This is a genomic window from Ruegeria faecimaris (assembly GCF_900182615.1).
GTDB lineage: Bacteria > Pseudomonadota > Alphaproteobacteria > Rhodobacterales > Rhodobacteraceae > Ruegeria > Ruegeria faecimaris.
Genome location: NZ_FXTE01000005.1, coordinates 58,594 through 84,301, shown reverse-complemented (window position 1 = coordinate 84,301; position 25,708 = coordinate 58,594). Strand labels below are relative to the sequence as shown.

24 protein-coding genes are annotated in these 25,708 nt (G+C 58.9%); 12 read left to right on the top strand and 12 right to left on the bottom strand.

All coding sequences use genetic code 11. The features are described 5' to 3' along the window. The first annotated feature begins 1 nt into the window (after nt 1). The 4 genes from FN806_RS11080 to rarD all read left to right on the top strand — a co-directional run bounded on the left by FN806_RS11080 (nt 2) and on the right by rarD (nt 5,466). Nucleotides 2-892: a homocysteine S-methyltransferase family protein gene (locus FN806_RS11080; RefSeq protein ID WP_142637049.1), complete on the top strand. Its 891-nt coding sequence runs from the start codon at nt 2-4 to the stop codon at nt 890-892. An 11-nt stretch (nt 893-903) separates the two neighbouring features. Next, nucleotides 904-1,878 (top strand): GlxA family transcriptional regulator, encoded by a 975-nt coding sequence (locus FN806_RS11075; protein WP_142637047.1) that lies wholly within the window; start codon nt 904-906, stop codon nt 1,876-1,878. An 89-nt stretch (nt 1,879-1,967) separates the two neighbouring features. Next, nucleotides 1,968-4,421 (top strand): GcvT family protein, encoded by a 2,454-nt coding sequence (locus FN806_RS11070; RefSeq protein WP_142637045.1) that lies wholly within the window; start codon nt 1,968-1,970, stop codon nt 4,419-4,421. 142 nt (nt 4,422-4,563) lie between these two features. Then, on the top strand, nt 4,564-5,466 hold the full coding sequence (gene rarD, locus FN806_RS11065; RefSeq protein ID WP_142637043.1) for an EamA family transporter RarD: 903 nt from the start codon (nt 4,564-4,566) through the stop codon (nt 5,464-5,466). Here the strand turns inward: rarD and FN806_RS11060 are convergent. Then, nucleotides 5,457-6,173, bottom strand: a complete 717-nt coding sequence (locus FN806_RS11060; RefSeq protein WP_246097232.1) for an SGNH/GDSL hydrolase family protein — start codon at nt 6,171-6,173, stop codon at nt 5,457-5,459. The genes rarD and FN806_RS11060 overlap by 10 nt on opposite strands. Further along, nucleotides 6,170-6,580 carry a nuclear transport factor 2 family protein gene (locus tag FN806_RS11055; protein WP_142637264.1) on the bottom strand — a complete coding sequence of 137 codons (411 nt, stop codon included), beginning with the start codon at nt 6,578-6,580 and terminating at the stop codon, nt 6,170-6,172. The genes FN806_RS11060 and FN806_RS11055 overlap by 4 nt, the downstream gene beginning before the upstream one ends. Here FN806_RS11055 and FN806_RS11050 point away from each other — a divergent pair. Next, a complete protein-coding gene (locus tag FN806_RS11050; RefSeq protein ID WP_281286270.1) occupies nt 6,518-7,324 on the top strand; it encodes an RluA family pseudouridine synthase in 807 nt (268 codons plus the stop codon). The genes FN806_RS11055 and FN806_RS11050 overlap by 63 nt on opposite strands. A gap of 2 nt (nt 7,325-7,326) precedes the next feature. On the opposite strand, the gene FN806_RS11045 is transcribed toward FN806_RS11050, so the two are convergent. Further along, entirely contained in the window at nt 7,327-7,512 is a 186-nt protein-coding gene (locus FN806_RS11045) for a hypothetical protein (RefSeq protein WP_142637040.1), read from the bottom strand. Nucleotides 7,513-7,615: 103 nt separating this feature from the next. Between FN806_RS11045 and FN806_RS11040 the strand changes: the two genes are divergently transcribed. From FN806_RS11040 to FN806_RS11025, 4 genes are all read left to right on the top strand, one after another. After that, nucleotides 7,616-8,308, top strand: coding sequence for a helix-turn-helix transcriptional regulator (locus FN806_RS11040; RefSeq protein WP_142637038.1), 693 nt, complete (start codon nt 7,616-7,618; stop codon nt 8,306-8,308). A 117-nt stretch (nt 8,309-8,425) separates the two neighbouring features. After that, nucleotides 8,426-9,097 (top strand): YiaD family glycine zipper/OmpA-like lipoprotein, encoded by a 672-nt coding sequence (locus FN806_RS11035; protein ID WP_142637036.1) that lies wholly within the window; start codon nt 8,426-8,428, stop codon nt 9,095-9,097. Nucleotides 9,098-9,211: 114 nt separating this feature from the next. Continuing rightward, nucleotides 9,212-9,754: an NADPH-dependent FMN reductase gene (locus FN806_RS11030; protein ID WP_142637034.1), complete on the top strand. Its 543-nt coding sequence runs from the start codon at nt 9,212-9,214 to the stop codon at nt 9,752-9,754. A 49-nt stretch (nt 9,755-9,803) separates the two neighbouring features. Then, entirely contained in the window at nt 9,804-10,592 is a 789-nt protein-coding gene (locus FN806_RS11025; RefSeq protein ID WP_142637032.1) for an HTD2 family dehydratase, read from the top strand. Here FN806_RS11025 and FN806_RS11020 read toward each other — a convergent pair. Next, nucleotides 10,584-11,063 (bottom strand): GNAT family N-acetyltransferase, encoded by a 480-nt coding sequence (locus tag FN806_RS11020; RefSeq protein ID WP_342782003.1) that lies wholly within the window; start codon nt 11,061-11,063, stop codon nt 10,584-10,586. The two genes, FN806_RS11025 and FN806_RS11020, sit on opposite strands and share 9 nt — an antisense overlap. Continuing rightward, nucleotides 11,060-12,100, bottom strand: coding sequence for an NAD(P)/FAD-dependent oxidoreductase (locus FN806_RS11015; protein ID WP_142637020.1), 1,041 nt, complete (start codon nt 12,098-12,100; stop codon nt 11,060-11,062). The genes FN806_RS11020 and FN806_RS11015 overlap by 4 nt, the downstream gene beginning before the upstream one ends. 49 nt (nt 12,101-12,149) lie before the next feature. Between FN806_RS11015 and mnmC2 the strand changes: the two genes are divergently transcribed. Next, complete coding sequence (mnmC2, locus tag FN806_RS11010) at nt 12,150-12,815, top strand: tRNA (5-methylaminomethyl-2-thiouridine)(34)-methyltransferase MnmC2 (RefSeq protein WP_142637018.1); 666 nt, start codon at nt 12,150-12,152, stop codon at nt 12,813-12,815. Next, nucleotides 12,812-13,681, top strand: a complete 870-nt coding sequence (locus FN806_RS11005) for a DMT family transporter (RefSeq protein WP_142637016.1) — start codon at nt 12,812-12,814, stop codon at nt 13,679-13,681. Before mnmC2 ends, FN806_RS11005 begins: the two co-directional genes overlap by 4 nt. Here the strand turns inward: FN806_RS11005 and FN806_RS11000 are convergent. Continuing rightward, nucleotides 13,655-15,619, bottom strand: a complete 1,965-nt coding sequence (locus FN806_RS11000) for a lytic transglycosylase domain-containing protein (protein WP_142637260.1) — start codon at nt 15,617-15,619, stop codon at nt 13,655-13,657. The two genes, FN806_RS11005 and FN806_RS11000, sit on opposite strands and share 27 nt — an antisense overlap. Nucleotides 15,620-15,752: 133 nt before the next feature. Here FN806_RS11000 and dapA point away from each other — a divergent pair, with 133 nt between their 5' ends. Next, nucleotides 15,753-16,625: a 4-hydroxy-tetrahydrodipicolinate synthase gene (gene dapA, locus FN806_RS10995; protein ID WP_142637014.1), complete on the top strand. Its 873-nt coding sequence runs from the start codon at nt 15,753-15,755 to the stop codon at nt 16,623-16,625. A 99-nt stretch (nt 16,626-16,724) separates the two neighbouring features. On the opposite strand, the gene FN806_RS10990 is transcribed toward dapA, so the two are convergent. From FN806_RS10990 to pdxR, 6 genes are all read right to left on the bottom strand, one after another. Next, the gene (locus FN806_RS10990; RefSeq protein ID WP_142637012.1) at nt 16,725-17,597 is read right to left on the bottom strand and encodes a dimethyl sulfoxide reductase anchor subunit family protein; all 873 of its coding nucleotides are present in this window, start codon (nt 17,595-17,597) and stop codon (nt 16,725-16,727) included. Continuing rightward, nucleotides 17,597-18,346, bottom strand: a complete 750-nt coding sequence (locus FN806_RS10985; RefSeq protein ID WP_142637011.1) for a 4Fe-4S dicluster domain-containing protein — start codon at nt 18,344-18,346, stop codon at nt 17,597-17,599. The genes FN806_RS10990 and FN806_RS10985 overlap by 1 nt, the downstream gene beginning before the upstream one ends. Beyond that, the gene (locus FN806_RS10980; protein ID WP_142637009.1) at nt 18,343-21,156 is read right to left on the bottom strand and encodes a molybdopterin oxidoreductase family protein; all 2,814 of its coding nucleotides are present in this window, start codon (nt 21,154-21,156) and stop codon (nt 18,343-18,345) included. The genes FN806_RS10985 and FN806_RS10980 overlap by 4 nt, the downstream gene beginning before the upstream one ends. An 87-nt stretch (nt 21,157-21,243) precedes the next feature. Beyond that, nucleotides 21,244-22,257, bottom strand: coding sequence for a phosphate acetyltransferase (gene pta / locus FN806_RS10975; RefSeq protein ID WP_142637007.1), 1,014 nt, complete (start codon nt 22,255-22,257; stop codon nt 21,244-21,246). 5 nt (nt 22,258-22,262) lie between these two features. Further along, entirely contained in the window at nt 22,263-24,041 is a 1,779-nt protein-coding gene (gene xsc / locus FN806_RS10970; RefSeq protein WP_142637005.1) for a sulfoacetaldehyde acetyltransferase, read from the bottom strand. 126 nt (nt 24,042-24,167) lie between these two features. After that, the gene (pdxR, locus tag FN806_RS10965; protein ID WP_142637003.1) at nt 24,168-25,628 is read right to left on the bottom strand and encodes a MocR-like pyridoxine biosynthesis transcription factor PdxR; all 1,461 of its coding nucleotides are present in this window, start codon (nt 25,626-25,628) and stop codon (nt 24,168-24,170) included. Between the last annotated feature and the right edge of the window lie 80 nt (nt 25,629-25,708).

Here is a 25,708-nt window from a genome sequence, read left to right as displayed (position 1 = left end):
AATGGCAGACATAACCCTTCTGGATGGGTCTATCGGGCAGGAACTGGTCAAACGCAGCGGCGATGCGCCGACGCCTTTGTGGTCGACCCGGGTGATGATGGACCATCCCGAGTTGGTCGGGGATGTGCATGCGGATTATTTCTCACGCGGTGCGACTGTGGCCACGACAAATACCTATGCTGTTCACCGGTCGCGTCTGGACCGTGTCGGCTTGGGTGATCAGCTGCCAGATCTGATCGAGGCGGCCCTGTCGCAGGCCGAGCGTGCGCGCCCGGCGGGTAGGCGCATCGCTGGGGCTTTGGGTCCGCTTCTCGCCTCTTACCGGCCGGACCTGAATCCAGAGGTCGAAGAGGCGGCAGAGAAATTCACCGAACTGGTGGCGATGATGGCAGATCGCGTTGACCTGTTCCTGATCGAAACCGTGTCGTCGGTGCAAGAGGCCGAAGGCGCGTTGCGTGGAACGGAACAGGCAGACAAGCCGGTCTGGCTGGCGCTGTCCGTGATGGATGATGATGGGACGCGGCTTCGGTCGGGTGAGCCATTGTCGGGAATAGCATCTTTGGTTGATCGCTTTACGCCTGAGGCCGTGCTGATCAACTGCTCGCGCCCCGAGGCGGTGCCCGCTGCGCTGAATATTATCGCCACCTTCGGGCGTCCGTTTGGGGCATATGCCAATGGCTTCACCGGGATTACCCAGGAATTTCTACAAGACGCCCCAACCGTCGATGCGCTGCAACAGCGCCACGACCTTGGGCCGGATGAATATGCTGATCAGGCGATGGGGTGGGTGGCGCAGGGTGCAACTATCATCGGCGGATGCTGCGAAGTCGGTCCCGATCACATTCAGCGACTGGCAGATCGGCTGTGCGCTGCTGGCCACAGCATCGTCTGAAGGGGGTAAAGATGCGGCAACGACCAGATAGCTTGACCGACAAGGCGCAGATACATTTCGATGTTCTGGTCGCGCCGGGCTATGTGCTGTTGGAGCTTGCCGCATTGATTGAGGTTCTGAGGCTGGCCAACCGCGTCTGCCCCAACCCGCCCTTCAGCTTTACCTATCGGTCTCTGAAAGGTGGGCCCATTGCCAGCAGCAGCGATGCGACGGTCCAAACTGAACCCGTATCAACCCATCCCAAGGCGGATTATCTGTTTGTGATCGGAAATTCCGACCCTGACCACCCCGATCTGTCTATCGGACGGGTTGTATCGGACTATACGTTCCGAGGCGCTCAGGTCTTTTTGCTGGCCGAAGCTGCCAGCCGCTATATTGACGAATTTGGCACCGCAGACATGGCGACCCATTGGGAAAACGCCTCTTTCCTGAGTGAACGCGGGGCCCGGTTCGAGGCGAAGCTGTCGATAGCCACAGAACAGGGCCAGGTCGTGACCTGCGCAGGGATGGAGGCGACAACCGATGTTGCTTTGTCCGTGATCGGACGCCACATCTCGGGGCCTGCCAAGATGACGGTGGCCAATATCATGCTGCACGAAAATATCCGCGACTTTTCATCGATGCAGCCTTTCTCGGGGGCGCAACTGACAGCTACTGGGGACGCCAAGCTGGATCAATGTATCAAGCTGATGCAGGCCAATATCGAAGACCCCTTACCCATCCAGCAGATTGTCGAGGCATTAAATCTTTCGAACCGATCGCTTGAGCGAAAATTCAAAGCTTTCTTTGGCACCAGCCCAAACGGTTTCTATCGCGAGATGCGGCTGGCGAAGGCTAACAACCTGCTGCTGAACACCACGATGAGCGTTCGGGAAATCGGTCTGGCCTGCGGCTTTCCGAACGGTTTCTCATCGGTTTACAAAAGCTTTTTCGGGGTCACGCCCTTTGTTCTGAGGCGCGAAAGACGGGCTGCGTCACATAGGTGAAAATCGCCCATAACATGACGCTTTTGGTGCATTTATTGTCGATCTTCCATGGCAACGTGCCCAAAACCTGATTCAGCGGAGTCCTCAGGATGGTTGATCTTCCAAACAAAGCCCGAGTTGTCATCATCGGCGGCGGCGTCATCGGATGCTCGGTTGCCTATCATCTGACCAAGAAAGGTTGGAGCGATGTTGTGCTGCTTGAACGCAAGCAGTTGACCAGCGGCACCACATGGCATGCGGCGGGTCTGATCGCTCAGCTGCGGGCCTCGTCCAACATGACCAAACTGGCAAAATACACGCAGGAGCTTTACGGCGCGCTGGAAGAGGAAACCGGCGTGTCCACCGGGCTTAGACGCTGTGGATCGATTACCGTGGCACTGACTGAGGAACGCCGTGAAGAGATCTATCGCCTGGCTGCCATGGCACGTGCCTTTGGCGTTGAGGTCGAAGAGATTTCCAATGAGCGCGTCAAGGAAATGTATCCGCATCTGAATGTCGAAGACGTCAAGGGCGCGGTCTATCTTCCGCTGGACGGGCAGGGTGACCCGGCCAATATCGCGCTGGCCCTGGCCAAGGGCGCACGGCAACGCGGTGCCATTACCAAGGAACGGGTGAAGGTCACCGACATCACCAAACAGGGCCGTACCGTGACGGGCGTGGACTGGGTTGCCGATGACGGCAGCGGCTCGGGCCATATCGAATGTGATATGGTGGTGAACTGCGCCGGCATGTGGGGGCATGAGGTCGGCCGGATGGCCGGTGTGAACGTCCCGCTGCACGCCTGCGAACATTTCTACATCGTCACCGAAGGCATTGACGGACTGTCGCAACTGCCGGTTCTGCGGGTGCCGGATGAATGCGCCTATTACAAGGAAGATGCGGGCAAAATCCTGCTGGGTGCTTTTGAGCCCAATGCCAAGCCCTGGGGGATGAACGGCATCCCAGAGAGCTTTGAGTTTGACCAGCTGCCCGAGGATTTCGACCACTTTGAGCCCATTCTAGAAGCTGCGTGTAACCGGATGCCGATGTTGGCCGAGGCTGGGATTCATACATTCTTCAATGGACCAGAGAGCTTTACCCCCGACGATGCCTATCACCTCGGTCTCGCGCCCGAGATGGACAATGTCTGGGTCGCGGCGGGCTTCAACTCGATCGGCATTCAATCTGCGGGCGGTGCGGGCATGGCGCTGGCGGAATGGATGGATAGCGGCGAGAAACCGTTTGATCTGGGCGATGTGGATATCAGCCGGATGCAGCCGTTTCAGGGCAATAAGCAATATCTGTTTGAGCGTTCGAAAGAGACGCTGGGCCTGCTTTATGCCGACCACTACCCCTATCGCCAGAAAGCCACTGCGCGCGGTGTTCGGCGCACCCCGTTCCATCACCATCTGAAAGAGCAGGGCGCGGTGTTTGGTGAACTGGCGGGCTGGGAGCGTGCAAACTGGTACGCAAATCCGGGGCAGGAGCGCGAATACCAGTACAGTTGGAAACGTCAGAATTGGTTCGAGAACTCAGCTGCTGAACACCGCGCGGTGCGCGAGAATGTTGGCATGTACGACATGTCTTCTTTTGGCAAGATTCGCGTTGAAGGACCGGATGCCGAGGCGTTCATGAACTATATCGGGGGCGGCGATTATTCGGTGCCGAACGGCAAGATCGTCTATACCCAGTTCCTAAACCGCACCGGCGGGATCGAGGCGGATGTGACGGTGACCCGTCTGACCGAGACCGCCTATCTGGTCGTGACCCCGGCGGCGACGCGGCTGGCGGATCAGACCTGGATGATGCGCCATGTGGGTAGCTTCAACGTGGTCATAACCGATGTTACCGCTGGCGAAGGCGTTTTGGCCGTGATGGGCCCCAATGCGCGCGCTTTGCTGGAAAAGGTCTCGCCGGCGGATTTCTCGAACGCGACCAACCCCTTTGGCACCGCACAAGAGATCGAGATCGGCATGGGCCTGGCCCGCGCTCATCGGGTGACCTATGTGGGCGAGCTGGGATGGGAGATCTACATGTCCGCCGATATGGCGGGCCATGTGTTCGAAACGCTGCATGAGGCCGGTCAGGACATGGACCTGAAACTCTGTGGCATGCACATGATGGACAGTTGCCGGATCGAAAAGGGCTTTCGCCATTTTGGTCATGACATCACGTGCGAGGACAACGTCGTGGATGCCGGGCTTGGTTTTGCGATCAAGGTGGACAAAGGCTGTGACTTTATCGGGCGCGAAGCAGTGATTGCCCGCAAGGAAAGCGGGCCCAAAAACCGTCTGGTTCAGTTCCGCCTGACCGACCCGGAACCGCTGTTGTTCCATAATGAACCGATCGTGCGGGACGGGGAATATGTCGGTTATCTCAGCTCGGGCAATTATGGTCATACTTTGGGTGGCGCTATCGGTATGGGCTATGTGCCCTGCGAGGGTGAGAAGGCGGCGGATGTTCTGGGGTCAACCTATGAAATCGACGTGTGCGGCGTGAAGGTAATGGCCGAGGCATCGTTGAAACCGATGTACGATCCGAAATCCGAACGCGTCAAAGTGTAATCAAATTGTCGGAGCGCTGCGGCGCTCCGGCTTTGTTCTGGTCTCACATATCAAATATCCTGATGGGTTGCTTCACAGTTTTCGCGGTTCCCAAGTATGTCCGGGTTGCCGTAAAGACGACCGGTATTCCCGGAGATCCGCAATGGCTGACGCAACACCCACACAAAATGCCGATACGCCAAAAGGACTTGTTCTGGCGGTAACGGCCTATGTTTTGTGGGGTTTTTTGCCGTTATACATGAAGGCGATGGCCCATATCGCGCCGGTTGAGGTTGTGGCGCATCGTATCATCTGGTCGGTGCCTTTGGCCGGGCTATTGCTGATCGCACTGGGCCGGACGCGGGATTTGAAGTCAGCTCTGCGCGATCCCAAGATGCTGGGTATGGCCTGCCTGACAGCTGCTTTGATATCGGTGAACTGGGCGATCTATGTCTGGGCGATTGCCAGTGGGCATGCGCTGGACGCAGCGCTGGGCTATTACATAAATCCGCTGTTCAGTATCGCGCTGGGCGCGGTGCTGCTGCGCGAACCTTTGAACCGGACGCAGCTGATTGCTGTTGGGTTGGCCGCAGCCGGGGTGGTGGTTCTTGTTGTAGAGGCCGGAAGCCTGCCCTGGGCGGCGCTGGGGCTTATGTTCAGCTGGGGGTTCTACGCCTTCTTCAAACGCTCACTCCCCATCGGGCCAAATCAGGGGTTCTTCCTGGAAGTGCTGATCCTGCTGATCCCCGCATTGGTTTATGTGACTTGGCTGGGGATCAACGGGACGGGGCATTTCGGGCTGGTCGCAACCGACACCATGCTGCTGGCCGGGGCCGGGGTGGTGACCGCCGTGCCGCTGTTGATCTATGCCAATGGTGCCAAACTGGTGCGCCTGTCGACGATGGGCATCCTTCAATACATCGCGCCGACGATGATTTTTGTGACTGCCATCGCGGTTTTCGGAGAGCAGATCGACCGCGGCCGCATGATTGCGTTTCCGCTGATCTGGGCCGCGCTTGTGGTCTATTCGATCCCGATGATCCGGCAGATACGCGCTCAGGCCTGACGCAGCAATTCGGCGGCTTTTTCGGCCCAGATCGCATAGGCTTTGGGGCTGGGATGATACCCATCCGAGGCGGCCAGCGCCGGGTCGTCGGGTAAATCAATGGACAGATGGCGGATTTGCGGGAAGCCGGTCGCAATCTGTTGCAGGCCTTGGTCCAGGCGGGCTGCCTGACGCCCCAGCACCCAGGCAAGCGGTTGCGGCAAGGCGGGAAACCGACCTATCTGGGGAACGGCCGTTACAATGACACGCCGGGCTCCAAGCTGGTCGGTGATCAGGTGCATCAGACGGGATTGGTGTTCGACAAACCGCTTTTTAGTGACGCCACGGGTGACGTCATTGACGCCAAGCGCCGTAATGGCGGCATCAAATTGATCTGTCAGACCGTCAAGGCGTTTCAGTGTATCCAGCGTTGTATGCCCTGTCATAGCCTCGAGCCGCCATTCGACACTGTGGCTTTTTGCTAGCTGTGCGACCAACTGCCCGGACAAAGCCTGCGCCTGGGTGCCAGCGCCAACACCTGCTGCCGAGCTGTCGCCTGCGATTAGCAACCGCAAACGCGGGCCGCGCCCTTCACGGCCTTCGCGCGGCCCGGTCGGTTCGGGCAGGAACCGCGCCTTTCGTCGAACTGAAATCCCCTGTGCCGCCAATAGTGGCAACAGCGGTAATCTCAGAAACTGATCAGCTCCGATCCGGGCAGGCTTGGTCAACCCAAAGCGTCCTTAAAATTGATAAAGCGAGGGTCTTTTGCCACGCGTGCCATCATCTCGGTCCGCAGGGCTGCAATAGTTTTAAGTGGGCGCATGACCACTTCGAACTTTTCGATCAAGCCTTCATCATTCAGCCGGATCAAGTCCACACCAACCGCATCCAGATCACCAACCTTGCACTGAAATTCCAACGCCCAGTCTTTGCCTTCACCCATGATCCGACGATAGCTGAAGTCCGAGAATACCTGCCCCACATGCCCCAGCAGAGCCGCCACGGGTTCGCGCCCGGCCCAGGTGCTGTAGTAGGTCGGCGGCAGAAAACGCACGTCTTCGGCCAGAAACTCGTGAATCAGACTTTCATCGCCTTTTGTGATGACATCTTTGAGTTGTTCGATTGTCGGGTGCATGGTTTCTCCTCCGAGTTGTCGCATCATTTGCTGAACTATTCAGTTCAGGCAAGCGCGACGTTGCGGGAGGTTGTCGCTTGCGATAGGCAGACCCGCATGAGCGAGACCTACGATCCCCCGAAAACACCGCTGGATGTGCTGCACGAAGATGCGCATCTGATTGTGGTGAACAAGCCCTCGGGGCTTTTGTCCGTACCGGGTCGCGGAGAGCATCTGGCCGATTGTCTGCTGACCCGTGTGCAGGCGGCGTTTCCGCAGGCGCTGCTTGTGCATCGGTTGGACCGCGATACCTCGGGCGTGATGGTTTTTGCCCAGACGCCCCATGCGCAGCGCAATCTGAGCATGCAATTTGAACAGCGTCAGACTCGCAAGACCTATATTGCCCGCGTCTGGGGCATGGTAGAGTCAAAGACCGGAACTGTTGATCTGCCGTTGATTGTAGACTGGCCCAACCGGCCGCTCCAAATGGTCTGCCATGACACTGGTAAACCTGCGGTGACGGATTGGCGCGTGGTCAAACATGAAGGCAACACTACCCGCATACGCCTGTTCCCGAAAACCGGACGCTCGCACCAGCTGAGGGTTCACATGCTGGCGCTGGGCCATCCGATTTTGGGTGATCCGTTCTATGCAAAAGGTGAGGCACGGGCCTTTCCGCGCCTCATGCTGCATTCCGAGGAATTGCGCCTGAAAAGCCCCGATAGCGGGACGTCGATGAAGTTTCGCGCCAAGGCCGGGTTCTAGGCTCAGGCGGGATTGGTCCAAAGCAGCTTGAGATTGCCCAACGAAAACCGTCTGGTGCGTTTCTTTGGGGCGCAGGGCTGGCGGCTGGCCATGATCTCGCGTTCGATTTCAAAGGCGCGCAGGGTATGGTCCTGGGACCAGCGTCCCAGTTGCAGTGTCATCATTACGTGATTGTCGAGGCTGGGCATCAGTAATCTCCTGTGAATTGTTGAACCAGCATCCCGCATCACTCCTGACAGCGCGTTGTCAGGGGGGTGTGCTAAGGTGTCAGCAGAGAAACCGGAGTTTGCCATGCGCCGTTCGTCCCGCCTGTTTGAAATCATCCAGATTCTGCGTGCCGCCGACGCTCCGGTTACCGCTGAGATGCTGGCGCAAAAGCTCGAAGTCTCGGTGCGCACGGTGTATCGCGACATCGCGGCACTGCAGGCCCAACGCACACCGATCGAGGGCGAAGCCGGCGTCGGGTATCTGATGCGGCGGGGCTATGACTTGCCACCACTGAACTTCGACGCTGAAGAGGTCGAGGCGCTTTGGGTCGGTCTGTCAATGCTGGCACGGACCGGCGACAGTACCCTGCAGGAGGCCGCCAAACGCATTTGCCGGAAAATAGAAGGCCTGCGCGCAAGTCCCGACTGGTTGCAGGTCGCGCCTTGGGGGGCTCCGGTTGATGATCCGGCCAAGGGCTGTATCCCGGTCGTGAATTACCGCGAAGCCATCCGGGGCGAGCGCAAGCTTCGCCTCACATATGTCAGCTCGCAAGACGTTCGCTCCGAACGGGTCGTCCGTCCGGTTGCCCTGATCTATCATATCGAGTGCACGATGCTGGTTGCGTGGTGCGAATTGCGCAACGGTTTTCGCCATTTTCGGACCGATCGCGTCTGGGCCTGCGAAATGGTTGACGATCATTTCTGCGGCCAAGGGCAGCCGCTGCGGGAGATCTGGCAGGAGCAGAACCAATGGGGTTCCCCTGCCGAGGCCCATTGAACGGCGGGTATTCGCCGATATCACCTGATTGTTGCTTGAGCCTGCGGGGGGGCAGCGCGATATACTGTGCCAAATAATGGGACCCGGCAAACGGGCCTCTGAGCAGAAGGTGATATCATGACGATTTCCAAGCTTGTTGTTTCTGCTGGGCTTTGCTCGGCCTTGTTCTTGGCGGGCTGCACCGACCCCGGAACGCTGAACTTGCCCTCGGACCCCAACCAAAATACCAAACAGGGTGCGCTTTTGGGTGGGTTGGTTGGTGCCGGTGTCGGGGCCATTGCGAACGACTCGGATCCGCTTTTGGGTGCGCTGGCTGGTGGTGCAATCGGTGCAGCAGGTGGCGGCCTTATCGGCAATCAACTGGACCGTCAGGCGGCTGAGTTGCGCCAGCAGCTGGCAAATGACGGCATTACAATCGTCAACGCAGGCGACCGCCTGATTGTTACCGTCCCCAACGACATCACCTTTGACACCGACAGCTCGACCGTACGGCCTGCATTGCGTTCTGATTTGGTCCGGGTGGGTCAGAATTTGGTGAGATATCCCAACTCGGCCGTTCAGGTCATTGGCCATACGGATAGTGATGGCGAAGCCTCTTATAATCAGGCCCTATCTGAGCGTCGGGCGAGGTCCGTGGCGGATGTTCTGCAAGCCAATGGTGTGAACGGGGCCCGTATCAGCACCATCGGTTTGGGTGAGAACCGACCTGCGGCCTCGAATCTCACACCCGAAGGGAAGGCGCGGAATCGTCGGGTTGATATCGAAATCATCCCCAACGGCAACACATGATGTGACCGGGCACCGTCAAGGTGCCCGTTTTTGCACATTGACTGCGCGTCAAGTGGGCTTTGGCTGGCGGTGATCAGGAGCTACCTTCTGGAAAACGCCTGAACGGAGACCTTTATGTCCGAACCGATCCTTCTGAGCCTGTCAGGTTCGCTGCGCCAAAATGCCACCAACCGAAAACTGCTTCGCGAGGCGGCGCGGCTGTTTGAGCCGGGCACCCATATCGAGGCTGACCTGAACTTGCCGCTCTATGACGGCGATCTTGAAGAAGGCGAGGGCATCCCCAAGGGCGTTCAGGTTTTGGCCGGTCAGATCGCCCGTGCGGATGCGGTGATCATTTCGACGCCGGAATATAACAAAGCGCCGTCCGGCGTGTTGAAGAATGCGCTGGATTGGGTAAGTCGCACCAAGGATAAGCCCTGGGCGAACAAGCCGGTTGCGGTGATGTCTGCCGCTGCGGGTCGTGCGGGCGGGGAACGTGCACAGATGATACTGCGCAGCTATATGGTTCCGTTCCAGACGCGCATCTTGCAAGGGCCGGAAATTCATCTGGCCGACAGTTCGAACGAATTCGACGCACAGGGCAAGCTGGTTAACGAACGCTATGAAAACGCCCTTCGGACCTTGATGAGGAACTTGCGGTCAGAGGCCGGTTTCTGAAACTGCCGGTTTGCTTGCCCGTATGGGGCAGGCCGCCTAATCTTGCGCTATGTCGATGGAAATTCAGACAGATGTGATGGACGCAGCCCGTGCTGGCGCGTTGCAGATGGCGCTTGGGAAACAGGCAACTGTGAGGGGCGGCACTGCGTTGCCGCCGTTCTTTCATCACCTGTACTTCTGGACTCCGCAGCCACCCGGCCAACTTGGGCGCGACGGACATCCCAAAGTCGGGGGCCTGATCCCCGATATGGGCCTACCCCGCAGAATGTGGGCAGGCGGACGCTTGGAGTTTTTCGCGCCTCTGATAGCAGGTCAGTTAGCCGAACGGCGATCGCTATGTGAAAGTTCGAGTTCGAAATCGGGACGCACCGGCCCCTTGGGCTTTGTCACGTTGCGCCACGAGGTTTGGCAGAGCGGTGCGCTGCGCCTGACCGAATGGCAGGATCTGGTTTACCGCCAAGACCCCTCGGCAGATACGGCCACCCCTCCGGCACCACTGGCCAGGCTGGATGAAACCGAACATCGCGAGCTGTCCTTCGACAGCACAATGCTGTTTCGCTACTCGGCCCTGACATTTAACGGACACCGCATTCACTATGACATCGACTATGCCCGTGATGTCGAAGGATATGCCGGGCTGGTCGTGCATGGCCCGCTTTTGGCGCAGCACCTGATGTTGTTTGCGGAAGATGTGATGGGCCCATTGGCGCAGTTTTCCTTCCGCGCAACCTCGGCATTGATGCATTTCGAAACTGCGAGCCTGTGCCGGAGGGGCAATACCCTGTGGGTACGTGCGGCAGACGGGCGCCAATGTATGATTGCCGAAGCCTCAGCCTAAATGTTTCTGCATGGTAATCGAGGTCGCCCGGGTGAACCCGGGATGCGCCGTTTCCGCCGTTTTGACAAAGCCCATCCGGGCAAAGGAGGCATGGTTTTCGACCAATTCGACCCGTGCCTTCAGTTCCAGCGTCGCAATACCTGTTTCAACCGCCCGCGCGGATGCCAGATCGACCAGACGCTGTGCCAGCCCCTGACCACGTCGGGTTTCGTCCACAGCCAGTTTGCTCAGATACAGACAGTCCTGTTTGGGTGTCAGAAAGACGACCGCATCCGGGCGATTGCCTATGATCCAAACCTCGTGGTCGCGGGCCTGTTGCCTAAGCGTTTCCTCGGTCAGGCGATGCATTGACGAGGGCGGGTCTATACGCCCCTCCATGAATGCAAAGCTGTGGCGGATCAGGCGTAACACCTGTGGCAACATCGGATCGTCCGGTTGCAGGCGAACTGGGGTGTCGTCGAGGGAGGTCACAAAGAAGCCTCAGGTTGAAAATCTGCGGGGATTTCATCGCGCCCTTCAAGCACCAGTTCGGCCATGACTTCTGCCACTTTGGGCGCCATACCAAATCCGATCTTGAACCCTCCATTGGCGATGAATTCTCCGGCGTACAGCGGATGTGCACCCAACATCGGCGCACGGCTTTTGCTGCGGGGTCGGATCCCGGCCCAGCGTTCGATCACTTCGGCACCGTGCAGGACCGGAACCGCCCGTGTGGCCCGGTCCAGGACATCATCCAGCGCCGCATCGGTGCTGGTCGGATTGTCATAATCCCGTTCCGAGGTTGATCCGATGGCCAATGTACCATCTGCATGCGGGACAATGTGAACGGCATCTGCAAACAGCTGGGAGACGTCCCCGGCATCGAACCGCAGCAAAGCCGCCTGTCCCTTGACGCCATTGCCGACCGTTTTGCCAAAGGCGTCGTTCAGTTCTAGCAGGCCAGAAAGCCCGGTGGCGTGAATGATATGCCCTTGATTGGCCGCATCGGTTTTGACCTCAACCCCCATCACCGCCAGCGCCGAAACCAGTGCAGAACATGCCCGCCTTGGGTGCATCCGGGCGCTAAGCGTGTCGTGGATCACAAAGCCAGTGGGGCTGGGAGGGCACCACGACCCGACCTCATCCATTGCAACAACGCGCCATTCGGCCCGCCCCTGCCATAGCTCTGCGGCGGTGACCGTACGTGCATGGGCCAGATCCAGCGTGCGGCTATCTGCGATGGGCTGCAGCCTACCCAACCGGGCATATCCGGCTGAGACGCCTCCGGTCGCCTCAACCTGTTTCCAGAAGGGTTCGGCCATGATCAGGCTTTCGAATTGAAAAGCTTTCTTGGCATTCCAGTTCTCGGGCACATGCGGGGCCAAAGCCCCGACCAGACCGCCGCTGGACCCGGCACCGGGGCCAAAAGGATCTATGACCTGAACTTTTGCGCCGCGTCTAGCGCAGGCCCAGGCGATCGAAAGGCCAAAAATGCCCGCGCCTCGCACCGTCACATCGACCATTGCCATTCCCCTTTTCCTTGTTCAGTGTCGCGCCGCTTAGCTACAGGATTCCCCGATGGCAGACCAGCGCGCCGAACTGACCTGGAAAGACGGGCAGATACCTGTCTCAGACCGTTTCGACGACCCCTATTTCTCGTTGCAGAACGGGCTGGAGGAGACGCGGCATGTGTTTTTGGCGGGCAATGACCTGCCCGGGCGGTTTGCGCCGGGGTTTCATATTGCCGAGCTTGGTTTTGGCACCGGCCTGAACTTGCTGACTGTCTGGTCCGAATGGGAAAAGGCTGGCCAAACGACCCCGCTGACATTCACCAGTTTCGAAGCCTATCCAATGGCGCCAGACGACATGACGCGTGCTCTGGCCGCCTTTCCTGAGTTGTCCCCTTGGGCCGACCGGTTCCTGTCCCAATGGCAGGGCGGTACCTGCGATCTGGGCACCCTGCAGCTTGAGGTTATCGAGGGCGACGCGCGGTCCACCTTGTCCGCATGGTCGGGGCAGGCCGATGCCTGGTTTCTGGACGGGTTCTCTCCGGCCAAGAACCCCGAACTTTGGGGCGCAGAGCTGATGCAGCAGGTATCCGATCACACGGCGCCCAATGGCTCTGCGGCCACCTATACCGCCGCCGGGTTCGTCCGGCGCGGGCTCGAGGACGCAGGGTTCACCGTCACCCGCGCACCGGGCTATGGGCGCAAGCGCCACATGACTCGGGCGGTCAAGCCATGACCCAACAGAACAACACCCGCGCCGGTATCGCGCTGATGATCGCGGCTACCGTGGTGTTTGCGCTGCAGGACGGTATCTCGCGCCATCTGGCCGGGACTTATAACACCTATATGGTCGTGATGATCCGCTATTGGTTCTTCGCTGCGTTTGTCGTCGCTCAGGCGCTGCGCGCACCCGGCAGTATCGCGGCCACGGCCCGCACCAACCAGCTTGGGCTGCAGATCCTGCGCGGGGTGCTTCTGGCCGGAGAGATCTGCGTCGCGGTTTATGCCTTTACCATCCTGGGCCTGATTGAAAGCCAGGCCGTTTTCATCTGCTATCCGCTGCTGGTGGCGGCGCTCAGCGGACCCGTTCTGGGCGAGAAGGTCGGCTGGCGTCGGTGGTCAGCCATCGGCGTGGGCTGCATCGGCGTGCTGATCATCCTGCAGCCCGGGGTGGGAGTGTTCAATCCGTGGGCGGTGATCCCGTTGATCTCGGCCCTGATGTTTGCCATCTATGGCCTGCTGACCCGCTATGCGGCGCGGCGCGACACTACCGCCACCAGTTTTTTCTGGACCGGCATCGCCGGGGCGGTTGCCATGACGGCCGTGGGCGTGTGGTTTTGGGAGCCTATGCAGGGCGGTGACTGGCTTTGGATGGGCCTGCTCTGCCTGACCGGAGTTCTGGGACATTGGTTGTTGATTAAGTGCTACGAAATGGCCGAGGCCAGCGCCGTGCAGCCCTTTGCCTATTTTCACCTGATGTGGAGCGCCATTCTGGGAATCTCGGTCTTTGGTGAAAGCTTGCGACCCACGGTTGTTGCAGGGGCCACATTGGTTATTGCCGCCGGACTGTTCACCTTATGGCGCGAACGACGCCAGAGTTGACCCGATCAGTTCTTCGGAAAATGGCACCGGCAACGCCTGCTGCCCCAACCGTGCGCGATACACAGGCAGGCTTTCGGCGACGCGCATGACATAGTTGCGGGTCTCGCTAAAGGGTATGAATTCGATCCAGTCGACGATATCGGCCTCACCCCGGCGCGGGTCGCCATTGCGTTTCATCCACGAGATCGGCCTGCCCGGTCCGGCATTATACCCCGCCGCCATCATCACCACATTGCCGTTGAATTCTGCTGCCAGCTCGGACAGGTAATTCGCCCCCAATTTGGCGTTATATCGCCAGTCCGAAGTCAGTTTTCCGGTTTGGTGGCTGCTTAGAATGCCCATGTTCCGGGCCACAACTTTCGCCGTCGCGGGCATTACCTGCATAAGCCCGCGCGCGCCCGCGCCGCTGATGACAACCGGGTCAAACTCGCTTTCGCGCCGGGCGATTGCTAGCGTCATTTCCTTTGCCATAGGTAGGCCTAGATCTGCCACCGGATGAACCGGGTAATACGCGGCGGGCAGAACAACGCCGGTGGTCGCGGCGCGCTTGGCGATCATCACCGCCAGATGTGGTTCGTTCAGTTCGATGACCAGATCGCCCAGTTGGCTTGCCTGAACGGGGTCGAGCCCCTCAACCAGATGGGTCAGGAACCGCTCGGATAGGTTTGCCTCACCTGCGCGCAACAGCAATAGCCCCGCTTCAAGAACGCTGGAATCGGCAAACTCCGCTTGTTTCCAGTGCGGTGCCCTTCGCGGGTTTGCCAGATCGCTGTCGAAGGGGCGCCCTATCCGTTCGGCGGCAAGAAGCCCGTAGAACGAGGTCTGGTGATCAGCACCCATGGCATAGGCCTCATAAGCCTTTTCCGCATCCCCCTGCGCGGCATAGGCCCGACCCAGCCAATACCCGCCGCGTCCCTTGGAAATCGGTGACTGCACCGCGCCCGAGAAGTTTTGGAAATGCCGTACAGCCGTTGCGGGATCATTCAACCGACGCAGGGCAAGGAACCCGGAAAGCCATTCGAGATCGGCATAGGCATAGCCCATGTCCGGCGTCATATGGTGACTAGAGGCAATCTTGTATGCGCGGCTCATATCACCGTTGCGCATCTCAAGCCGGGCCAACCGGCGACGGCCCTCGGCCCATTTGTCTGGCTCGCCCAGAGCATCCGGGCTGGATGACCGCGCCAGCATCAGATCAATCGCACTGTCATCCAGTTCCTTTTTGTCTCGCCAGACAAAGCGGTCAAAGGCAAGCCCCGCCGATCCGGCCACGGAATCGGGAACCGCCCCTACTTTGGCATCAACACCCGGCGCACGTTTTTGCAATGCAATCCGCGCCTCGGCCAGCTTGCGCTGATCGTCATTCACCAATGGCAGCATTTGTCCTGCGCTGATCAGATGACCGTCCCACAGCATCCGGTCCAGCCGCGCCGCGTGGTGGGGTTTCAGCAATGTTTCAAAGTTCTCGATATAGTCTTTCTGCAGGCCCGATCCCATCGGCATCGTACGCCAGGCGGTGACGATATCCGCCTGCGCATCACCCTGCCGTCCCTTAGCCTTCAGCGCTACGGCGAAATTCAGCGCCCCTTCCGCCGTTTGCGGGGCAATGTCGGCGTAGAATTTCAACACCCGGTCCGGGTCCGCCCCGGTAAAGGCGGGTTCGCTTTCGCGCCGTAACCATGCCAGCCCCGGCCAATCCGGCCTGCGGTTCAGAAATACCAGCACATCGCCCGAGCTTCCGAACCCCTCGCGCAGCCAATGCCATACGATGATGTCACGTGACACAGATCCGCGCGGGCCTGCCTCTTGCAGCGCTGCGTTCCAATCGCCCTTTCGCATTTCATACATGCCAGCGCGCAGATCGCCCACCGAGTCGGCTTGGGCCGGCCCGAAGGATGCCAGAATCACCGCTGTCAAAAGCGCCAGAACGCGTGTCATGCCTTGCATTTCCCAACCAACCAAGGATAGAGCCATTTAGGATAAACCTTGCGCCGGCGGGATCAACACACATTGCTAGGAATGTGATTGCCCAAGGCGCAAAAATTGCTAACCGCACAGCAAGGAGCGTGTCATGTTCAAAGGCTCGATGCCAGCCCTCGTTACCCCGTTTTCGAATGGCGAGTTGGATCTGGGCACGCTCAAACGTTTGGTGGAATGGCAAATTCAGGAAGGCTCGACCGGTTTGGTGCCGGTGGGGACCACCGGTGAAAGCCCAACCCTAAGCCATGAAGAACACGAAACGGTGGTGGCAGAAGTTGTCAATGCCGCAGCCGGTCGTGTCCCGGTGATCGCTGGTGCGGGCTCGAACAACACTGTCGAGGCGATCCGATTCGTTCAATTTGCGCAGCAAGTCGGCGCGAATGCCGCTCTGGTGGTGACCCCGTATTACAACAAGCCGACCCAGAAGGGCCTAATTCAGCATTTCCGCACCCTACATGATTGTGCCGATATTCCGATCATCATCTACAACATTCCAGGCCGTTCCGTCATCGACATGACTCCCCAGACGATGGGTGAGCTGGCCGAGTTGCCAAGGATCGTTGGGGTTAAAGACGCAACCGGAGATTTGGGGCGTGTCAGCCAACAGCGCGCCTCTTGCGGGCCTGAGTTTTGCCAACTGTCGGGCGAAGACGCCACGGCGCTGGGTTTCAATGCGCATGGTGGTGTGGGCTGTATCTCGGTCACGGCGAATGTTGCGCCCAAGCTCTGTGCCGAATTCCAGCAGGCCACCCTGCAGGGGGATTATGCCAAAGCGCTGACTTATCAGGACCGCCTGATGCCTCTGCATGAGGCGATCTTTATCGAACCCGGTCTGGTCGGGGCCAAATACGCCCTCAGCAAGCTGGGCCTATGCAGCGAAGAAGTTCGCTCGCCCCTGACCACGTTGGACGACAGCACCAAAACTACTATCGACGCAGCCATGAACCACGCAGGTCTGCTGTAACCAGGGGTGTTCTTGGCCTGATCCGATCTTCATCTGGCCAAAAATACCTCGGGGGATGAATTGGCCTGTCTGGGCCAAGAAGGGGGCTGGCCCCCTTCTTTACCGTTTGCCGTAATACAGACCCACGACATGCTCGGCCTGCGCAAAGAACAGCCAGCGCGAAACTGCAACGCCTGCCACATGCGACAGCGCAGCCAGAAGAGCGAAGAAGTGGTTGAACGGCAGGATCAGCAGGATGACCGGCAATAGGAAGGCCAGCACAAACGAGATGACCCGCAATTTGTCCGCATGTTTCCTGCCAACCACGTGGACAAATTCGCGCAGAAGATAGTTTGTACCTGTATGTGGAGGCTCAAACGCACGCACTGCCCCGCGCTGCCCCAAACCCGTAGCGGTGCCAAGGTTTGTTCCTGAGTTCGCAAATGCCTTATCCCCTTGCCACCAGTAAAATGTCTGCGCAACGGCAGCGACCACCAACAGAGGGACGGCAAGGCTGACCTGACCGGCCAGAAGCGAGCCACCGGCAAGGCTGAAGCTCAGAAACATGATTGGTGTCAGTTTCATGTTCCAACGTGGGATTGTCTTGAGCTGGGTGTAGATCATTGAGGTGGTGAAAACTGTTGCCAGCGAAAACAACGCGCCAAGGACGCCCAGAACACCCCAACGCTGTCCAAAGAAGACGGCGCCCAGCGCGTAGAAGCCCAGAAGAATCAAGGCGATCACTGCGCACCAACCCTCACGGCTGAGCCAGCTTGACCGCCATTGGGTGAATGCTTTCCACGCACGTTCAGGATGGCCCAGGTGAAAGGTCGAGGCCATCAGCCCACCCACCGACAGGCCAAAGGCCATGGCATAGAATACGAAGGCCACCCACCCGGTGACATCCGGCATCCCAAGGCCCAGAAAAAACAGCAGCCCAAAGCCCAGACCGGACAAGGTAGTGAAGATAATGACAGATGGGGCCGGATGCATCAGAGCTTCTCCAGTGTCTTGTCGAGCCAACCCAGAAAGCCCTTGGGCTCTTCGGCTACCGGGGCCAGAAGGGGCGCGAGAATGTCGACCTGGTCCTCGATCTGATCTTTAGGGCGAGGTGGCAGGTATTTGTTAACGGGCTTGGTGCCCATTTCAGGCATCAGATCCATGCCACCACGTTCGGCGACCAATTTGCTGACATCGCTATCTGCGTCGCCCAGATCACCGAAATGGCGGGCTCCGGCGGGGCAGGTCCGCACACAGGATGGCACGCGGTCCACTTCGGGTATGTTCTCGTTATAGATGCGATCCACGCAGAGGGTGCATTTCTTCATCACGCCCTCGGCCATATCCATCTCACGCGCGCCGTAAGGGCAGGACCAGGCGCAAAGCCCGCAGCCGATACAGTCGCTTTCATTGACCAATACGATACCGTCCTCGACCCGCTTATAGCTGGCCCCGGTGGGGCAGACGGTGACGCAGGGCGCGTCCTCGCAATGGAGGCAGGATTTGGGGAAGTGGATCAGCTGGGCGTGACCCTGTTCGGGTTGGACCTCGTAGGAATGTACCCGGTTTAGGAAGGTGCCGGACGGGTTGCCGCCATAAGCGTCCTGATCCGACAGGGGCGCCCCGTAGTTTTCGGTGTTCCAGCCTTTGCAGGATATCACACAGGCATGGCAGCCGACACAGGTGTCCAGGTCGATGACCAGACCCATTTTCTTGTCTGTGGATTGGGGGAGCTGGGTCATTTTCCTACCTTCCACGCCAGATCTTTTGGTCCGGTGCCGACCGGTGATTTGATCGGTTTGAATTCGGGCTGGCTTTCTGCATCCGAAGGTGGCGCCGCCTTTTCGATCCTGACCTTCAGGTCGAACCAAGCCGCCTGACCTGTAATCGGATCAGAATTGGCCCAACGCATTCCATCGCCTTTTGACGGCAGTAGTTCGTGGATCAGGTGGTTCAGCAAAAAGCCTTTGGTGGCCTCTGGTGCGTCTTCCTGCAGGGCCCAAGCACCTTTGCGTTTGCCGATGGCATTCCAAGTCCAGACAGTATTTTCATTCAGCGCAGCCATCTCCATGACCGGAACAGTAATTTCCCCGTGCGGAGACGTGACTTTGGCCCAGTCGCCGTCCTGCATCCCGTGTTCGCGCATCAGTTTGGTTGGCACATAAAGCGGGTTGCGCCCGTGTAGCTGGCGCAACCAGGCGTTTTGGGTGCCCCATGAGTGATACATCGCCATCGGGCGCTGAGTCAGGGCATTGATGGTGAAACCTTCATTGCCCTGCTGATCGGTTTCGTACCAGATCGGCAGCGGGTCCATGGTGTCCTTGAGGCGCTGGCGCAGATTTTCCGGCGGTTGCCGGTCCCCGTGGCCTTCGGCGGCCAGCTGGAACTTGCGCATCGGTTCTGAATAGAGCTGGAACAGATAGGGTTGCGGGCTGTCGTAGATTCCCATGCCCACGGCCCAATCCTGATAGGCAGCGTTCCAGGGTTTGTAGTAATCCGCCCCTTCGGGGATATGCGCGACGTAGAAGCCGCCATTTTCGATGTAGCGATTCAGCTGGTCGGGGTTGACCTCGCCACGACCTTCCTTGTCGCCATTTTCGCCTCGAAACCCGGCCAGTGGGCCAATACCGGGCTTTCGCTGATGGTTAACGATATAGTCAGCGTAGTCTTTCCACTTCGGCGTACCGTCTTCGTTGGTAAAGCCTGGCAAGCTCATGCGGTTGGCCAGTTCCACCAGCACCGACTGAAAGCCCCGCACGTCGCGGTCGGGCTCGATCACCGGCCAGCGGATTGCGTCGGCGGCGGCGTCTGCCTCGCAGATCGGGCGGTCGAGCAGCGAGATACAGTCGTGCCGTTCAAGATAGGTGGTATCGGGCAGGATCAAGTCGGCATAGGCCACCATTTCCGAGGAATAGGCATCGGAATAGATGATGTTTGGGATGACGTATTTGCCGTCTTCGGTCTTGGCGGTCAGCATCTCCATCACACCTTTGGTGTTCATGGAGGAGTTCCACGACATATTCGCCATATACATGAACAGCGTGTCGATCTTGTAGGGATCACCGGCGGCGGCGTTTGAGATTACCATATGCATCAGCCCATGGGCTGACATCGGGTTTTCCCATGTGAATGCTTTGTCGATCCGTTGGGGAGTGCCGCAGTCGTCCAGCAACAGGTCTTCGGGCCCGCGGGGGAAGCCTAGATGCGGGCCTTCCAGGGGTCTGCCGGGGCGGCGGTCGCCATGCGGGGTTGGGTGCGCCTCGACTGGTTTGGGATAGGGCGGTTTGAAGCGGAAACCGCCCGGAACTTCGACCGTGCCGAGGATGATCTGCAGCACGTGCAGCGCGCGGCAGGTCTGGAACCCGTTGGCATGGGCCGAGATGCCACGCATGGCGTGGAAGCTGACCGGGCGACCGATCATCTTAGCATGGGTTTCGCCGCGGAAATCGGTCCATTCCTGATCCAGCTCGATCGCATCGTCAAAGGCGACGCGGGCGATTTCCGCCGCGATGGCGCGAATGCGACTGGCCGGGATGCCACAGCGGTCAGCCACGGCCTCAGGGGCGTGCTCGTCGCTTAGGTATTTCTCGGCCATCAGGTGGAAAACCGGGCGATGGGTGACGCCGTCCTTTTCGTAAGTAGCCGACAAGTCCGGGCGTACGCCCGGCTTGTCGAACGCAGTGAGTTCGCCTGTGGCCCGGTCGATCACCAGCGGTTTGCCGTCACTATCGCGCAAGAACAGACCCTTCTCGGGGCCTTCGGATGCGTTCACCAGAACAGGCGCGTTAGTATAACGGCTGAGGTAATCCAGGTCGATCTTGCCCGCCTTCATCAACACATGGATCAGCGATAGGATGAATAACCCATCGGTGCCGGGGGTGATCCCGACCCAGTCATCGGCGACGGCGTTATAGCCTGATCGAATCGGGTTCACACCGATCACCCGTGCGCCGCGTGCCTTGATCTTGCCGATCCCCATCTTGATCGGGTTGCTGTCGTGGTCTTCGGCCACGCCGAACAGCATGAACAGTTTGGTGTGGTCCCAGTCGGGCTGGCCAAACTCCCAAAACGCGCCGCCCATGGTGTAGATGCCGCCTGCGGCCATGTTGACGGAACAGAAGCCGCCATGGGCCGCATAGTTTGGGGTGCCGAAATTCTGAGCCCAGAAGCTGGTGAAGCTTTGGCTTTGGTCGCGACCGGTAAAGAAGGCCAGCTTTTGCGGCGCTGTCTCGTGCAGCTCATTCATCCAGCCGACGGCTGTGCTGATCGCTTCGTCCCACTCGATCTCGCGGAACTCGCCCGATCCGCGCGGGCCGACACGGCGCAGCGGTTTGCGTAGGCGCGACGGCGCGTTAACCTGCATAATGCCCGCGGACCCTTTGGCGCACAGAACGCCTTTGTTCACCGGGTGGTCTCGGTTGCCCTCGATATAGGCGACCTTGCCGTCTTTCATGTGAACGTTGATGCCACAGCGACAGGCGCACATGTAACAGGTGGTCTGCCGGATCTCGTCCGAGACTTTGGGCGAGGTGTCAATCACTGGCTGGTTCATAGGCGCCCCTGTAGTTTGCAGACCGGTATTCCCCCGAGTATTGCCGGGAACCGGAATAAAATTTGTTTTTCACGGACTTGTCGAGACTTATATTCCGTTTTCGCCATGTTGTGCTTGAACAGCAGTCACGGCGATCATGTGAAGGATGTCCTCTGCCGTACAGCCGCGCGATAGATCATTTGCCGGCTTGGCCAGGCCTTGTAGGACTGGCCCGATTGCCTCAACCCCTCCGATGCGCTGTGCGATCTTATAGCCCAGATTGCCCGCATTCAGGCTGGGGAAGACAAAGACATTCGCTTCGCCCTTCAGTGGCGAATCCGTCGCCTTTTGCGCCGCAACCTCGGGGACAAAGGCGGCATCGAACTGCAGCTCTCCGTCGATCAGAAGGTTCGGATCTTTTTCGCGTGCGATCCGGGTTGCCTCGACGACCTTGGATACTTTTGGATGTTCGGCGCTTCCCGAGGTGGAAAAAGACAGCATCGCCACACGCGCCGTGTTTCCAGTCAAAGCTGAATAGGATGCGGCCGATGCGCGGGCAATTTCCGCCATTTCTTCGGCGTTTGGATCCACCACCAGGCCACAATCGGCAAAGATGCGCGCGCCTTTGACCTCGTGATGATCCTGACAGAACAGCATGAGAAAAAAGCTGGATACCATTGTTGTACCCGGCGCTGTTCCGATGATCTGCAACGCCGCGCGAACTGTGTCAGAGGTGGTTTCAACCGCTCCGCCCAAGGTGCCGTCAGCGATACCCTGATGCACCAGCATGGCGGCAAAGGTCAGCCGGTTGGTGATCTGTTGCCCTGCCTCTTCAAGGGTCATGCCCTTGTGCTTGCGGCGATTAAACAGCGCTTCAGCCAGTTCCGTGGTAATTGAGGAATGCGCCGGGTCAAGAATGTCTATCCGAGTGGGATCAAATCCTTCATGCGCATCCAGAAGGGCCGAAATTTTGGCCCCGTCGCCGATCAGGATGATCCGTGCAACGTCCTCTTTTACGGCCCTGACCGCACCTTCCACGACGCGGGGATCATCGCCCTCTGACAGGGCGATGATCTTGTCCGACGCGCTGGCCGTCCCGAGAATGGCGCGCAGCGGTTTCACGCGGATTATACCCCGGCCTGCGGTTCCATGTCGTCATTGCTGATGCCTGCCACCGCGACCGGTTTCTTCATTGCGTCCCGACGGAACGGCTCGCCCAGTTCCTGGTTGATCATGGCTTCGATCAGCGTGGTGATCCCATTCTTCTGATCCTCAATGGCCTGATTCAGGGCTGCAGTCAGCTCATCCTGTGTGCGGGCCACGACACCTTTCAGGCCACAGGCCTGAGCGATACCGGCATAGGACACTTTGGTGTCCAGTTCGGTTCCGACAAAATTGTCGTCGAACCACAGGGTCGAGTTGCGCTTTTCAGCACCCCACTGATAGTTGCGGAAAACGATCTGGGTGACTGCGGGCCATTCATCGCGGCCGATTGCGGTCAGTTCGGTTACAGCAATACCAAAGGCGCCGTCACCCGAGAACCCAACGACAGGCACATCCGGGCAACCGATCTTGGCACCCATGACAGATGGCAATCCGTATCCACAGGGGCCGAACAGCCCGGGGGCCAGATATTTGCGGCCCGCTTCAAAGGATGGGTAGGCGTTGCCGATAGCACAGTTATTGCCGATGTCGGACGAGATGATCGCCTCTTTCGGCAGGGCTGCCTGAATGGCGCGCCACGCCATGCGCGGGCTCATCCAGTCGGGCTTGGCTGCACGGGCGCGTTCGTTCCAGGTGGTACCCGGATCGTCCTGCTCGTGGTCCATCGAAGTCAGTTCCTGCGCCCAGCGTGACTTGGTTTCCGCAATCTTCGCTTTGCGTGCATCGCGTCCTTCGTCACCTGCGGTGTCCGACAGCTGTGCCAGGATATTGGTTGCAACGGTGGCTGCGTCGCCAACAATACCGACAGATACCTTCTTGGTCAGGCCAATGCGGTCGGGGTTAATGTCAACCTGAATGATCTTTGCATTCGCCGGCCAGTATTCCATACCATAGCCAGGAAGAGTCGAGAACGGGTTCAGGCGAGTGCCGAGACACAGAACCACGTCTGCTTCTTTTATCAGCTCCATACCGGCTTTCGAGCCATTGTAACCCAACGGGCCAGCAAACAGCGGGTGCGAGCCCGGGAAGGCGTCATTGTGCTGGTAGCCAACACAAACCGGGGCGTCCAGACGCTCGGCCAGTGCTTTCGAGGCTTCGATGCCGCCAGCGGACAGAACCGTGCCCGCGCCGTTCAGGATGACAGGGTTCTTGGCATCCGACAGCAGCGCGGCGGCTTCGGTAACGGCTGATGCGCCGCCAGAAGGCAGTTCAAATTCAACTACGGCAGGCAGTTCGATATCGACAACCTGAGTGAAGAAATCACGTGGAACATTGATCTGTGCCGGTGCCGAGGCGCGCTTGGCTTTGGTGATAACGCGGCTCAGAACTTCGGCCATCCGCGAAGGGTCGCGTACTTCTTCCTGGTAGCAGACGCAGTCCGCGAACATGCGCATTTGTTCCATCTCCTGGAAACCGCCCTGACCCATGGTCTTGTTTGCGGCCTGAGGGGTCACCAGCAGCAGCGGGGTGTGGTTCCAGTAGGCGGTTTTGACGGCAGTAACAAAGTTGGTGATCCCGGGTCCGTTCTGCGCGATCATCATCGACATTTTGCCGGTGGCGCGTGTGTACCCGTCAGCCATCATCCCGCCCGAGCCTTCGTGTGCGCAATCCCAGAACGTAATGCCAGCTTTTCCAAAAATATCCGAGATCGGCATCATCGCCGAACCGATGATCCCAAACGCATGCTCGATCCCGTGCATCTGCAGAACTTTAACAAAGGCCTCTTCGGTGGTCATTTTCATCTGATTTGTCTCCGCGGATTTGTGGATGAAGCCGGACGATCAGCCCAGCCTTTGGGTACGGTTGTGGCCCAAGGGACGGAATGGCGTTAGGTCCAAAACGAAATGCGGATTAGGTCCAGACGCGGGCTACTGCGTTTGGATGGCATCCGCGATCAGCTTCACGCCCGGAGCGATGCGGTCGGGCGCGATGGATGAGTATCCGAGCCGGTAGAAGTTCTGTGGCCTATCTGGCCCTGCGAAAAACGGTGCACCAGGCTCGATGTGAACGCTTTGGATTTGCAGGCTGCGCGCCAGCTGGGACATGTCGACATGTTCAGGGGCGGACATCCACATCGAAGATCCGCCCATCACACCGCGCCCCGCCACCGACAGCCCGTATTCGTCGATAGCCTTGTCCATTGCATCCCGCCGCTTGGACAGCTCTTTGGACATGCGCCTGATCTGAGCATCGTAATGTCCCAGAGACAGAAAATACGCTGCAGTGCGCTGAATGTGGCCCGGCGGGTGGCGCAGCACCAAAGAGCGCAGCGCGCGCGCCTCGCGGATAAACGGCTCGGATCCAACCATGTAACCAAGGCGCAATCCAGGGAACAGCGATTTTGAGAAGCTGCCCACATAGATGACACGTCCATCCCGGTCCATGGACTTCAGCGCGGGTGAGGGCGCCCCCAGAAACGCCATTTCGAATTCATAGTCATCCTCGACCACCATTGCGTCCAGATCCCGGGCACGATCCAAAAGTTGGCGGCGACGGGTGATCGGCATGGTTGCGGTTGTCGGGCTCTGATGGCTGGGCGTGGTGAAGATGACATCCGTTTCATCGGGCAGCGCCTCGGGTGGCAGGCCATCCTTGTCCACGCCAATGGGTACGACCGCGCAGTCCCAATGGTTCAACAGGCTGCGCAGCGCATAGTAACAGGGGTCTTCGATGACGGCGGTGTGATTGTGAGTCAGCAGAATGCGCGACGCCAGCCAAAGTGCGTTCTGCGCCCCCAGTGTGATCAATATTTCTTCGGGGCGTGCCGAGATTCCACGGCGGGGCAGAGTGTGGCGGGCGATGAACTCGATCAGCAACGGATCGTCCTGATCGACATAGTCGCGGGTCAGCGATTCGAAATCCTTGTGCCCCAATGCCCGCACTGCGCATAGTCGCCAGTTGGCATGATCGAACAGGGTTCGGTCCGCCTGACCATAGATAAAAGGATAGGTATAGTCCCGCCAATTCCAGGGCTTGGGCAACACATCCGAATCTACAAACCGGCGGGCCAGCGCCTTGTCCCAATCCACGGTCTCAGTGCCCCGTTGGATGGGCGTGTATTTAGGCGGTACTGGCGCATTTTCCGACACATAATACCCAGATCGGCCCCGGGCGGTCAGGTAGTCATTGGCCAACAGCTCGGTATAAGCCAATGTCACGGTGATCCGGCTGACACCCAGATGCGAGGCCAGTTTACGCGACGAGGGCAGCTTTTCTCCGACATGGAACCGGCCTGACAGGATGCCTTCTGCAATCATCTGCTGAATCTGGGCCTGCAAGGTGCCTTGCCCATTCAGCTCTAGAAAGAACGTATCTACTGAAATCCCCATAAGACCTTATAGAGTGGCCTTATTGATTGAGCAATCTGGACTCACGCTCTTTTCACGAATTCTGATCAGAATTTGTTGAC